We start from the raw sequence: 12,400 nt of genomic DNA, 5'->3' as shown, positions 1-12,400 counted from the left end.
GGCATTCGGAGCAGCGGTAGTTCGATTTCACTTTGGCCACCGGGACAGACTAGAGGCGGGGTCCGACATGGACCCCGCCTCTAGTGTGATTTTGAAGTTGTTCTGCGAGGCGCATTGTGCGCCTTGATAATTCGAGGCTCAGTGCCCAGCTTCTGCAACGTCGGGCGACTTGTCCGACTCGTTGCGCTCGAGCTGCGGGCCTGCGTCGACAGGTACGTCGACGGTGACCGATCCGGCCTTCTCGAACTTGAAGGTGATCGGGACGGTCAAGCCGGGGCGAACGCCTGCCTTGATGTCCTGCAGAACGACGAGAGAGAGCGCAGCGGGTGCGTCGTCGTTCTCTTCGTTGTTCTTGATCTGGGTCTCGGCCTCGGTCGCGGCGCCTTCGCCTGCGGGCAACTGACCGGCCTGCAGCGACGTCTGCGGCTTGATCGTCAAGCCACCTACCTCTTCACCTGCGATGACGCGTGCTGCGTAATCGGTGGTGATGCTGACGAGCTTGTCCGTGGTCTCGGCGCTGTCGTTCACGACGGTGAACGCGAGCACGGCGTTGCCGCCCGGCTCGATGCTGTACTCCTCGGACGAGGGGTAAGCGATGTGCACGTTGCGCAGTGCGATCTCACCGAGGTCGGCGCTGTTGCCGTTCACGGCGGCCTGCTGGACGGCGGTCTGGCTCACCTGTCCGGAACCGCAAGCGGACAGCGCGATGGCTGCGCCTGCAGCCAGTGCAATGGCGGTAGCGACTCGACGAGTCGGCTTACGGATAGCAGTCACGATTTGTCCTCCACGGCGTCAGGTTCGCACTCCACTAGGCAGAGTAGTAGATAAGGTCCCGCGGGCTGGCCGTCGGGTCGCCACAACGGTTGTCTGCGTGGGCTTTCAGTCCGTTACGCAGGGGTGCTCCAGACCAGTTGAATGCACGTACAACAAGCCCTGTCAACCCCTACGCTCGAGCAAGGATGCCCCTGACCTGCACAGTTGATGAGTGGTCGGTTCTTTCACGTGTTAAACTAGTGGAATCGAAAGGGGCACGGGACACATGATTTTCAAGGTCGGAGACACCGTCGTATACCCCCATCACGGTGCGGCGCTGATCGAAGCTATCGAAACCCGCACCATCAAGGGTGAGCAGAAGGAGTACCTGGTTCTGAAGGTCGCTCAAGGCGATCTCACAGTACGGGTTCCTGCAGACAACGCAGAGTACGTCGGAGTTCGTGACGTGGTCGGCCAAGAAGGCCTCGACAAGGTTTTCCAGGTTCTGCGAGCACCGCACACCGAAGAGCCCACCAACTGGTCTCGTCGATACAAGGCAAATCTCGAGAAGCTTGCCTCAGGTGACGTGAACAAGGTTGCAGAAGTTGTTCGTGACCTGTGGCGTCGTGAGCAGGACCGCGGACTTTCCGCTGGTGAGAAGCGCATGCTCGCCAAGGCTCGTCAGATTCTCGTCGGAGAGCTCGCGCTCGCCGAGGGCACTGACACCGAGAAGGCAGAGACCATTCTCGACGAGGTCCTCGCGGCCGCGTCCTGACTGCAACACAACAAAGCTGACAGTGGCAGTAGTAGCCCTGGTACCTGCCGCAGGTCGGGGAGTGCGATTGGGCGAGAAATTGCCCAAGGCATTTGTCGAACTCGGTGGGTGCACCATGCTTGCACGCGCGGTCGATGGACTCCGGAAATCCGGAGCGATCGACCGCGTTGTTGTCATTGTGCCGCCTGAACTGGTCGAATCCGTCGTAGCCGACCTCGGTCGTGCAGCGGACGTCGACGTCGTCGGTGGTGGTGCCAAAAGAACCGATTCGGTTCGAGCCGGCCTCAGTGCTGCCGGCGACGCAGATTTTGTACTCGTGCACGATGCCGCACGGGCATTGACACCGCCGGCGTTGATCGCGCGCGTCGTCGGTACTCTCCGAGCCGGCAGCTCCGCTGTCATCCCGGTACTTCCGGTTACCGACACGATCAAGTCGGTCGACGTACTCGGCGCAGTCACCGGTACGCCTCTGCGTTCGGAGTTGCGTGCGGTTCAAACTCCCCAAGGATTCTCCACCGACGTCCTGCGCAGTGCGTACGACGCCGGTGACGTCGCCGCGACCGACGACGCCGCTCTGGTCGAGCGTCTCGGTGTTTCGGTGCAGACGATTCCCGGCGACGCCCTCGCCTTCAAGATCACCACTCCGCTCGACCTGGTCCTTGCACGGGCGCTCCTGAGCTCGGAGACAGCGTTGAGTGCGGATTCACAGGACGGAAATTAGATGCGCGTCGGTCTCGGCACGGATGTTCATCCCATCGAGGTCGGTCGTCCTTGCTGGATGGCCGGGTTGCTGTTCGAGGAAGCAGACGGGTGCTCGGGCCATTCGGACGGCGACGTCGCCGTCCACGCGCTGTGTGACGCGTTGCTCTCTGCGGCGGGCCTCGGTGACCTCGGTTCGGTTTTCGGCACCGGCAGGCCCGAATGGGACGGCGTGAGCGGCGCTCGAATGCTTGCCGAGGTTCGCCGACTGCTCGAAGAGAACCAGTTCGCCGTCGGCAACGCCGCGGTGCAGGTCATCGGCAACCGTCCGAAGATCGGGCCGCGTCGCGACGAGGCGCAGAAGGTGCTTTCCGAGATACTGGGCGCGCCTGTTTCTGTGTCCGCGACCACCACGGACGGCCTCGGCTTGACCGGTCGAGGCGAGGGGATCGCCGCCATGGCCACCGCGTTGGTCATGACAACCGAACACGACAGGTAAGATCGCTGGTCGTGACCCTGCGCCTATACGACACCGGTACGCGGGCCCTTCGGGATTTTGTTCCGTTGGCCCCCGGACATGCATCGGTGTACCTGTGTGGGGCGACAGTTCAGGGTGATCCTCACATCGGACACGTTCGCAGCGGCGTCGCTTTCGACGTGCTGCGTCGCTGGCTGTTGGCGCACGGCAACGACGTTGCCTTCGTGCGCAACGTGACGGACATCGACGACAAGATTCTCAACAAGGCCGCCGGCGCCGGTCGACCTTGGTGGGAGTGGGCGGCGACGTTCGAGCGGTCGTTCACGTGGGCCTACGACCAACTGGGTGTGCTGCCACCGTCCATCGAGCCACGGGCCACCGGCCACGTGACGCAGATGGTCGAGATGATGGAACGTCTGATCGAGAACGGCCACGCGTACGCGGCGGGCGGTGACGTCTACTTCGACGTGCAGAGCTACCCCGAGTACGGCGCACTGTCCGGCCACAAACTCGACGACGTTCATCAGGGCGAGAGTGCGGCCGAGGGCAAGCGCGATCCTCGCGACTTCACCCTATGGAAGGCCGTCAAGCCCGGTGAGCCCTCGTGGCCGACGCCGTGGGGACCTGGCCGTCCGGGCTGGCACCTCGAGTGCTCGGCCATGGCGGAGTTCTACCTCGGGGCCGCATTCGACATCCATTGTGGTGGACGCGATCTCGTCTTCCCACACCACGAGAACGAAATTGCGCAGGCCAAGTGCGCCGGCGACGATTTCGCTCAGTACTGGTTGCACAACGGCTGGGTCACGATGAGTGGCGAGAAGATGTCCAAGTCGTTGGGCAACGTTCTCTCGGTGCCGAACGTGCTCAAGAAGGTTCGTCCGCAAGAACTTCGGTACTACCTCGGTAGTGCGCACTACCGTTCCAATCTCGAGTACTCGGACGAGGCGTTGGACGAAAGTGCGAAGTCCTACCAGGGGCTCGAGTCGTTCGTCCTGCGCACACACAAGCGTGCGGGCGGCGTCGAACTCGGTACGTGGACCGAAGGTTTCGCGGCGGCTCTCGACAACGACTTGTCGGTGCCGATCGCGTTGGCCGAGATTCACGGCAAGGCGAGCGAGGGTAATTCCGCGCTCGCTGCCGGTGATCTCGACGCGGCTCGGGTGGCTGCCGGCCAGGTGCGGGCCATGCTCGCGATCCTGGGCGTCGACCCACTCGACGAGCATTGGACGCAGTCCGGTGGCGACACCGAGACGGCAATGGAAGCTTTGGACGTGTTGGTGCGGGCCGATCTCGATCGTCGGCAGCAGGCACGTACGGAAAAGAACTGGGCGGTGGCGGACGAGGTCCGCGATCGCCTCATCAAGGCGGGTATCGAAGTAACCGATACTCCCGACGGACCCGAATGGTCCCTTAAGGCAGGGCAGTAACAATGGCTGGAAACTCGAGCAGGCGCGGCGCAGTCCGTAAGGGCGGCACCAAGAAGGGCCAGGTTGCCGGTTCCGGCGGTAAGCACCGTCGCGGTCTCGAAGGGCGTGGCGCTACGCCGCCCGCCGAGGCACGCACCAAGCATCCCGCGGCAAAGCGTGCAGCGCGCGCCGCACGTGCCGACGAGAAGCAGGGCCGCGGTGGCCGTCCGGGTCCGGGCCGCAAGGTTCTCGACGGTCCCGAGACAGTGCTCGGACGCAACCCGGTGGTCGAGTGCCTACGCGCCGGCGTTCCGGCGACTGCACTGTGGGTCGCCGTCGGCACCGAGAGCGACGATCGACTGAAGGAATCCGTTCAGCTCGCTGCGGATGCCGGCATCTCGATCCTCGAGGTCCCCCGCACCGATCTGGATCGCCTCAGCGCCAACGGTCTTCACCAGGGCATCGCCCTGCAGGTTCCGCCGTACCGCTACGCGCACCCGGACGATCTTCTCTCGGAGGCACGCAAGCATGCCGAGCCGCCGCTGCTCGTCGCGCTGGACAACATCACCGATCCCCGCAACCTGGGTGCCGTCGTGCGCTCGGTCGCAGCTTTCGGTGGACACGGCGTCGTGATTCCGGAGCGTCGTAGCGCGAGCGTGAGTGCTGTCGCTTGGCGTACCAGCGCCGGCGCTGCCGCTCGTTTGCCGATTGCTCGGGCAACCAACCTCACCCGCACGCTCAAGGACTGGGCATCGAAGGGTGTTCAGGTCGTCGGTCTCGACGCCGAGGGCGACACCACTCTCGACGATTTCGACGGCAGCGGTCCCGTTGTGATCGTGGTCGGTTCCGAGGGCAAGGGTCTTTCGCGCCTCGTCCGCGAGAACTGCGACGCGATCCTGTCGATTCCGATGGCCGGTCCGGTCGAGTCGCTCAACGCCTCGGTTGCCGCCGGAGTCGTCCTGGCGGATATCGCCCGCAGGCGTCGTAGCAGCTGAGTTGTAACGGCTTTCGGGTGAGTCTGGCGGGGTTCTAGCTCCGTACCGACCAGGCTTCCCACAGTGCAGCGTAGGAACCGTCCGCGCCGATCAGTTCGTCATGTGTCCCGCTCTCGACTACGCGGCCACCGCTCATGACGAGTATGCGATCGGCGCGGACTGCTTGGCTCAGCCGGTGTGCGATCACCACGGCGGTCCTGCCGGCGACTGCGAGCTCGGCTGCCTGATCGAGTAGACCGGCTGCGGTGGTTCCGGCTTCGGCAGTCGCCTCGTCGAGGATGACGACGGGAGGATCGAGCAGAGCCAGTCGGACGAGGGCTATGTGCTGTGCCTGCGCCGCCGTCAACTGGTACCCACCGGCCCCGACCCTGGTCTCGAGTCCGTCCGGAAGTTCATGAATCCATTGAGCTTTCATCGTGTCGACGGCTTCGGCGATCTTCGCATCGTCCGAATCTGGTGCACACAACCGGAGATCGTCGGCGATCGTCCCGACGAACACGTGAACTTCCTGGCTGACGAGGACGACTTCGTGCCGAAGTTCGGCATCACTCAGGTCGTCAATCAGTGTGCCGTCGACGGTGATTCGCCCGTCCCCGACGGGAATGATGCCGGCAATCAGTTTGGCGAGCGTGGTCTTTCCGGCGCCGCTGCTTCCGACGACGGCGATTCGTTCCCCCGGTGCGATCGAGATCGAGATCGAATCGATCACCGGGGTGGAGTTGTCGTACGAGTAGGAAACCCGGTCCACCTCGACGCCGATGGGTTCGGACCGATCCGAGGCAGGAATGCTCGTGGGCCGCCCGGGCATCGCGGTGACTCCGATCAGGCGAGCCAGGCTGGCACCCGCATCCTGCAATTCGTCGATGTTCGAGAGAAATACCGCGATGGGGCTGAACAGACTGTGGAAGTAGAGGGCGGCGGCGGTAGCGGCCCCGATGGACACCGAGCCTGTGGTCACGAGCCAGTAGCCGACGCTCAGGACGGCGGCCAGTCCGAGCAGTTCGGCGCCGTTGAGTTGGGCGAAGAAGTTGGTGCGCAGGCGAACTGCCTGCATGTCGAAGCTGATGGCGTGCTCGGAGGTCTCGGCGATTCGGCCGATGTGCTCGTCTGTTCGCCGCAGGGCAGTGACAGTGCCTGCGCCTCCGAGAGTTTCGATGAGCTGTTGTCCCCGCCTGGCCTGCGCAGCGCGAGAGCGTCGGTAGACGGGTCCGGAGCGTCGGAGGAAATGACGAAGAGCGAAATAGTGAATCGGCGCAACGGCAACGATTGCCACGGTGAAGCGCCAATCGATCACTCCCACACCGACAAGCGTCAGTGAAATCATGAACAGGGCAGACACGGTGGCGGGTAGTACTCGCGCGATGACGGTGTTTACCGCTTCGACGTCGCCCGAGACCCGGGAAATCAGATCACCGGTTCCGGCATCCTCGACCAGTGACGACGGCTGCGCGAGGGTGGCGGCGAACACGTCCTCGCGAAGATCGGCCAGCACGTTCTGCGCGACATTCGCCAGAAGCTGTGTGCTCCACCAGGTCAGCGCAACTCCTGCTGCCGCTGCGCCGAGCATGAACGCGGTGATACGCAGGAGTGAGGCAAACGGTTTGCCCTCCGTGACCGCATCGACCATGAGTCCGAGCAGTGCCGGGGTGGACAGGCCGCAGGCCGTAGCAGAGAGAAGCACGACGGTCGTGAGTGCGAGCGCTCGCTTGCGTGGCCGAAGCAGTGCGATCAATGCGCGGACGGTCTGCTTGGTCGACGCGATCGGCAGGGCAGATACAACCGGAACAGCAGATGCATCCGGAAGGGTATCGGTCACAGCGACTCTCCCTCCCGAACGCCGTGGTCGATCGTGACGACACGGTCACACGAATGGAGCAGGGTCGGGCTCGAGGTGATCACCAGAATGGCCTTGTCGGGGAAGTTTCTCAGGGAGTGTGCAATTCGATGCTCGGTGACAGAGTCCACGGAAGTGGTGGGTTCGTGGAGGACCAGGATCGGCTGGGGTTGATGGAGAGCGCGGGCGAGGAGAAGGCGTTGGCGTTGACCTCCGGAGAGTTTCTTTCCTTGCTCGCCTACCTCGGAGAGGTGGCCGTCGGGCAGATGCGTCAACACGTCGTCGAGCGCAGATGACGTCATTGCCGACGAGTCGACGTTCGGTGCAGCCAGATTGTCGAAGACGGTGCCGGTGAACACGGTTCCTTCATGGGCGGAGACGAACACCTGATCACGAACTCCGTCCGGGCCGAGGTCGGTTGCATCGGTGCCGAATACGAAGTAAGAGTCGGGGGCGAGCGGGGTCTGATAGGCGAGTTGTCGTGCCAGTCGGTCGGCGGAATCGTCAGCGCGCACACCCACCACTTCTCCGCGGCGAGCTGAGACGACGGTTCCGTTGTCCGCCGAAATCAATAGGGCGTCTTCAGTTCTGGCAGGTTCGGTCGCGGCCGTGGGGGCCAGCGATTCGATCAGGTGTGGCTCGGCCAACAGTTCGGACAGTCTGCGCGCGGAACCTCGCTTGGCAGCGAGTTCGGCACCGAAGAACCCCAGCGTTTCCATCGGACCGGCAATCACTCTGCTCAAGCCGACAACGGTGACGAAGTTGCCCACGGTGATCGTGCCTTGATGCGCCATCCACGCGGCTCCAAGCGCAACCGAAGCCAGCACCAACGCGGAGACCCCGGAATTGAGCGCGGTCAGGCTGGACATTGCTCTGACCGTCCGGATCGCTGCCTTCATCGACTCCCGGCTCGCGTTGACGTATCGCGACAGGGCGGTGGGTTCAGCCCCGAAACCCTTCAGTACCCGCAGTCCCAGCGTGAAATCCGTTGCAAGCATGCCTGCCTCGGCTGCCTTCTTCTGCTCTGCATACACGCGCTCGTCCAACGGACCGCTGATCTTGTGGATGAATATGAGCTGCGCAGCGGTGATGAGTACGACGATCAGTGCGAGCGGCCACGAGACGAAGGCAAGCGAAATCACTGCCGCGACGAGCCCCGCAAATGCCGAGCCCTGTTCGGCGACAACCCAGGAGAAGCCCGAGACGTGTGAGGCATCCGAGGTAGAGATGGTGAGAACTTCACCGGTCGAACGCTGAGCTTTCATCCCCCTGGCATCGAGTATTCGTCTGGCAGCATTCAGTCGTAGGTCGTGTTCGCCGTAGACGAAGACCTGCGTGTTCAGGCGAACTGCGATGCGCCACGACAGAGCGAGTCCCACGAACAGAGTACATAGCACCGCAAGCCACACGAGAAGTGCTGTGCTGTCGGACTTTCCGATTGCCCGGTCGACGACGGTGCCGATCAGCACCGGGATGAGGGCTTGAGCTACCTGATACGACGCCTGCCCGGTGACGGCTGCAACCAGTCGCGGGCCGCGTCCGGAGGAGAATGATCCGACTCGGATCATCTCCATCGGACCGGAACGAGTTTCGGGCAGCGCTGACACTCGTGAAACTCCTCGCCCAGATCTGAACACTCGTTGTGCAGTTCTACGGTAGAGCCGGTACGAGTGCGGAAAGTGCTCGCAGATGCCAAGGGCTACGCGGCAGCGGACAGATGGAGTATCGACACCCCATTACCGGGATCGGGTCTCGATATACCTGGCTGGTCGAAACAAAGTACGTTTGCGAAGAGAGCTGACAGAAGATGAAGAGCACTACCCGAATAGTGGCTGCGTTGGCCGCGATTGCCCTGCTCGCAGGCTGCCAGAGCAGCACCGAGTCAACAGCGTCGGAGGGCACGACGCAGTTGGCCGAGGCCGGCGCGCTGCCGGTCACCGTTGATCACGCGTACGGGTCGACCACCATCGAGACCGAACCTCAGCGGATCGTGACGATCGGCTGGAACAGCCAGGATTCGGTCCTCGCACTGGGCAAGACACCCGTCGCCATGGAGTCGTTCAGTGGGGCAGGCTTGGAGAACGGCATCCTGCCGTGGGACGAAGAATTGTTGGGCGATGTCGAACCCACGTTGCTCGACAGCACGTCCGGTGTGCCGTTCGAGCAGATCCTGGCGTTGGAGCCGGACGTGATCATCGCAGTGGTCTCGGGAATCACCGAAGACGACTATGCACGTCTTTCCCAGATCGCACCCACCATTCCGTTCAAGGAGACCGCATGGGCGACCACGTGGCAGGAACAGTTGTCGACCATCGGATCAGTACTCGGCCAACCGAAGCGGGCTGCCGAGCTGATCGAGGAAACTGACGATTCCATAGCCGACCTGGCTGCCGGATCCCCGAATCTGAACGGGAAAACCTTGACCTTCCTCTCGGGAAACATCGACGGCCTCACCAATTACTGCGCTGACGACGGCCGAGTCATCCTGATGTCCCAGCTCGGACTGAAGCAGTCGGCCGGAAGCGCAGAGCTGTGCGGCGACACCCAGGGGTCGGTGACTGCATCGCGCGAACAGTACAACGAACTGGACGCGGACGTGATCGTGCTCAACGACGCGAGTGGGCAGGGGCTCCCCGGATTGATGGGGGACAAGTTGTTTGCCGACCTGCCGGCAGTCAAGGACGGCAGGCTGATTCAGCAGCTCGGTCTGGCACGAGTCATGGCCTTGGCTTCACCCACGTCGCTGAGCGTCAAATATGCTTTCGCGGAACTGGTCTCGAAGATGAACGGGTTCTGACCAGTTAGGCTGACAACTCGCACGCGTCCGAGTAGTAGTTCTTCGGTGTGCGTCCGGTGACCTTGCGGAACACGCTGGTGAAGGCGCTGGGGGTTTCGTATCCGACGCGACGGCTTACCGTCGAAACAGGAACGCCCGCAGCGAGATAGGACATCGCAGCGCGGACGCGAACTTGAATTCGCCACTCGGTGAAGGACATCCCCGTGCCTTGAGAGAACACGCGGCTCAGGGTGCGGGGGCTTCCGCCGACCACGTAGGCCCAATCGGCAAGCCCGCGTTGATCGGCGGGGTCGGCGATCAGGCGGCGTGCAACGGCGAGGGCCCGGGGATCGGCGGGCATCGGTACTGCGACATCAGCCGCCTCGATGGGCGCGAGCGTGTCGAAGACTACGGATTCGGCGCGCAAGCGAGCCTCGGTAGGCATATTTCGCTGGTGCAGATGGATGAGCATCGTCTTGACGACGTCGTCGATGCCGATGATCGCGGGTTTTGTCCACGGGTGGGGGAACGACTCGGGCCGGAAATAGGTGAAACGAGCCTCGGTGGATGCGCCGAGCGTGATGCGCCGTGGAGTTCCAGCCGGAATCCACATGCCGACCGTCGGTGGTATCTGCCAACGAACGTCGTCGATGTACGCGCTCATCTCGCCGGAAGCGCCCCAGAGGAGTTCGTGTTCGGGATGGCGGATCTCGCGCCACGCGCGCTTCTGATCACGCCCGATGGTGGACGTCGTCATCGAGAAGGGGAGCGGAACGTACCGGCCTGCCGGCACAGCCCAGTACGGAAATCCTGTGGAACTCATCGGTGGATCATACCGCGAATGACTTAGGTAATGCTTTCCTATTTGATTCTTGATGCAGGCGCGACGGAAGTGTGATCGCCACAAAAGATCGAGGGTGGCACCGAGTCCGAAGACTCGATGCCACCCTCGAACACATTCCCCGACGGAGTGTTTACAGGTGGAGCAGGCGGAGCGAGTGAATCAGCTGCCGTTGGCCAGGACACCGCTGATGATGTCGGAGATGAAGCCGGCCGGGTTGTCCAGGATGGAGGATCCGGCCGAACCGGTTCCGCCCTCGCCGTCAGAAGAGCCGAAGCCCAGATCTGCCGAGCCCGATGCGGCCGCCTCGCCGGGGTTCTTGGCGCGGATCTTGGCGTAGACGCCGCTGATGTTCTGCTCGGTATTGAACGTCGAGATACCGATCGAGCTCGACATTTCCTGGTACGAACCGATCGGTGCATCGTCGGCGACGAGGTACTGCGCCTCGATCGTCACGGTCTTGCTTCCGGTGGGCGAGATCAGCCAGCCGGTGCTGGGTACATTCACGGTTCGGGCGGCGGTGTCAACCGAAGGCGTGACGGATTCGGTCTTCTGACCGCCGATCAAGTGCCACGCGTTGACCGTCGCCGTGCCCTGGATGTACTTGAACGTGGCGGGGTAGCGGTCGACGAACTGGTCGACGTAACGCTCGGGGTGGCCTGTTGTGGAAATGACCGTGCGCACGGTGACTTTGCCGCCGGGTGCAACTTCGCCGTCGCCCACGATGCTCTTGGTGATTCGGACGTTGGAGGAGTTGACCGTTGCCGCGGACGGGTGGGTGGCATCGGCGCTCGCGGTGCCTGCGGTCATCACGAGTCCGCTGGTGGCAAGTGCAGCGATTGCGATTCCGGTGAGTGTTTTGCGCATTGAAAAACGTGACATGAAATTCTCCGTTCGAGGGGTTCACGCTGACGGCGATGGGATGACTCTTCAAAGGTTGCGCCGCGGTAACCATTGAAACCTATCGGACGCTTGCCTATGTATCAGTTCGGCAGAATTTACGGAAAAGTCCGAATTGAGAGGACTTTTTCGGTGTCGATTGCCTGCCGTTAACTGATTGTCGACTATTTCGACGAAAAGCTGGGCGAATGTCCAGGTCGACTGTATCGTACTGCGGGAGTCGGGTTGCAACAAGTTCCAGTAATCAATGAATTCGGTTGTCCTGGAACCACACAGAGTGGAGATTGTTCGTGGCAAAGTTTGGATCCAGGAATCGTAGTCTGTCCACCGTTGGAGCTGGTTTGGGGGTGATTGCTCTTGCTGTGGGTGCAAGCGCGCTGGGTGCGGGCGTCGCGACTGCCGAGACAGCAACTTCCGGTGCCTACACATTTACTCGGACCGTGGACAATGCGTCCCCGAAGGTCGGGGACACGATCACCTACACGACAGTGTCGAAGAAGAGCGGAATCGACGGATATATCAGCAGGTTCATCGAGACGCATGCCGCATGCTTGACCTTTGTCCCGGGCTCGGCGAAGGTCACGAAGTTTCACGTTGGCGGGACAATGACCGAAACCACTGAAACGCCGGAACTGACAGCCACGACGGTCGAGGTGACCAGTGCCGGCTGGATCAACAACGGCAGCAAACCGGTGACCATGAAGACCAGCTACACGGTCACTGCTTCGTGTGCGCCGGGAACCGTGTACGGAAGTGGATTGGCGGTAGGTGCCACGGTGATGGGCAACGGATTCCAGTCGAGTGCGAATTTCGCAAACTTGGGCCCGTCCATCACTGTCCGCGCCGCGGATGTGGTCGATCCGGTTGACCCGGTCGATCCCGTTGATCCGGTTGATCCCACTGGCCCCGGAACCGGTGGCGGAACCGGATCGCTCGGCTCGTT

The 12,400-nt window shown here is 62.5% G+C and carries 12 protein-coding genes; 7 read left to right on the top strand and 5 right to left on the bottom strand.

The features are described from left to right. Positions 1-138: 138 nt before the first annotated feature. Positions 139-774 (bottom strand): copper chaperone PCu(A)C, encoded by a 636-nt coding sequence (locus ACYP01_RS11405; protein ID WP_007726888.1) that lies wholly within the window; start codon positions 772-774, stop codon positions 139-141. Positions 775-1,039: 265 nt separating this feature from the next. Between ACYP01_RS11405 and carD the strand changes: the two genes are divergently transcribed. The 5 genes from carD to rlmB are packed head-to-tail and all read left to right on the top strand — an operon-like array spanning position 1,040 to position 5,106. Next, complete coding sequence (gene carD / locus ACYP01_RS11400; protein ID WP_003945666.1) at positions 1,040-1,528, top strand: RNA polymerase-binding transcription factor CarD; 489 nt, start codon at positions 1,040-1,042, stop codon at positions 1,526-1,528. 22 nt (positions 1,529-1,550) lie between these two features. Continuing rightward, on the top strand, positions 1,551-2,249 hold the full coding sequence (ispD, locus tag ACYP01_RS11395; RefSeq protein ID WP_459680003.1) for a 2-C-methyl-D-erythritol 4-phosphate cytidylyltransferase: 699 nt from the start codon (positions 1,551-1,553) through the stop codon (positions 2,247-2,249). Beyond that, positions 2,250-2,726 carry a 2-C-methyl-D-erythritol 2,4-cyclodiphosphate synthase gene (gene ispF / locus ACYP01_RS11390; protein WP_003945901.1) on the top strand — a complete coding sequence of 159 codons (477 nt, stop codon included), beginning with the start codon at positions 2,250-2,252 and terminating at the stop codon, positions 2,724-2,726. A gap of 11 nt (positions 2,727-2,737) precedes the next feature. After that, a complete protein-coding gene (gene cysS, locus ACYP01_RS11385) occupies positions 2,738-4,132 on the top strand; it encodes a cysteine--tRNA ligase (RefSeq protein ID WP_003945830.1) in 1,395 nt (464 codons plus the stop codon). 2 nt (positions 4,133-4,134) lie between these two features. Next, positions 4,135-5,106, top strand: a complete 972-nt coding sequence (gene rlmB, locus ACYP01_RS11380; RefSeq protein WP_003945749.1) for a 23S rRNA (guanosine(2251)-2'-O)-methyltransferase RlmB — start codon at positions 4,135-4,137, stop codon at positions 5,104-5,106. A 34-nt stretch (positions 5,107-5,140) separates the two neighbouring features. On the opposite strand, the gene ACYP01_RS11375 is transcribed toward rlmB, so the two are convergent. After that, on the bottom strand, positions 5,141-6,922 hold the full coding sequence (locus ACYP01_RS11375) for an ABC transporter ATP-binding protein (protein ID WP_459679998.1): 1,782 nt from the start codon (positions 6,920-6,922) through the stop codon (positions 5,141-5,143). Next, the gene (locus tag ACYP01_RS11370; protein WP_042923737.1) at positions 6,919-8,547 is read right to left on the bottom strand and encodes an ABC transporter transmembrane domain-containing protein; all 1,629 of its coding nucleotides are present in this window, start codon (positions 8,545-8,547) and stop codon (positions 6,919-6,921) included. The genes ACYP01_RS11375 and ACYP01_RS11370 overlap by 4 nt, the downstream gene beginning before the upstream one ends. Positions 8,548-8,747: 200 nt before the next feature. Between ACYP01_RS11370 and ACYP01_RS11365 the strand changes: the two genes are divergently transcribed. After that, a complete protein-coding gene (locus ACYP01_RS11365) occupies positions 8,748-9,737 on the top strand; it encodes an iron-siderophore ABC transporter substrate-binding protein (protein ID WP_003945426.1) in 990 nt (329 codons plus the stop codon). Positions 9,738-9,741: 4 nt separating this feature from the next. Here ACYP01_RS11365 and ACYP01_RS11360 read toward each other — a convergent pair whose 3' ends face one another. Together ACYP01_RS11360 and ACYP01_RS11355 are read right to left on the bottom strand one after the other, a co-directional pair. Beyond that, the gene (locus ACYP01_RS11360; protein WP_031332820.1) at positions 9,742-10,539 is read right to left on the bottom strand and encodes a helix-turn-helix domain-containing protein; all 798 of its coding nucleotides are present in this window, start codon (positions 10,537-10,539) and stop codon (positions 9,742-9,744) included. A 180-nt stretch (positions 10,540-10,719) separates the two neighbouring features. Further along, complete coding sequence (locus ACYP01_RS11355) at positions 10,720-11,439, bottom strand: hypothetical protein (protein WP_003945935.1); 720 nt, start codon at positions 11,437-11,439, stop codon at positions 10,720-10,722. A 365-nt stretch (positions 11,440-11,804) separates the two neighbouring features. Here ACYP01_RS11355 and ACYP01_RS11350 point away from each other — a divergent pair. Beyond that, on the top strand, positions 11,805-12,400 hold a 596-nt coding region (locus tag ACYP01_RS11350), incomplete at its 3' end, for a hypothetical protein (protein ID WP_459679992.1).

Source organism: Rhodococcus sp. no. 34 (genome assembly GCF_054589475.1).
Note: the sequence above shows the minus strand (reverse complement) of the source record. Positions and strands in the feature narration are given on the sequence as shown.

Excerpts from the sequence above, each read along its gene's own strand:
- carD (WP_003945666.1), top strand. The coding sequence starts at position 1,040 with ATGATTTTCAAGGTCGGAGACACCGTCGTATACCCCCATCACGGTGCG.
- ispF (WP_003945901.1), top strand. The coding sequence starts at position 2,250 with ATGCGCGTCGGTCTCGGCACGGATGTTCATCCCATCGAGGTCGGTCGT.
- rlmB (WP_003945749.1), top strand. The coding sequence starts at position 4,135 with ATGGCTGGAAACTCGAGCAGGCGCGGCGCAGTCCGTAAGGGCGGCACC.
- ACYP01_RS11365 (WP_003945426.1), top strand. The coding sequence starts at position 8,748 with ATGAAGAGCACTACCCGAATAGTGGCTGCGTTGGCCGCGATTGCCCTG.
- ACYP01_RS11360 (WP_031332820.1), bottom strand. The coding sequence starts at position 10,539 with ATGAGTTCCACAGGATTTCCGTACTGGGCTGTGCCGGCAGGCCGGTAC.
- ACYP01_RS11355 (WP_003945935.1), bottom strand. The coding sequence starts at position 11,439 with ATGTCACGTTTTTCAATGCGCAAAACACTCACCGGAATCGCAATCGCT.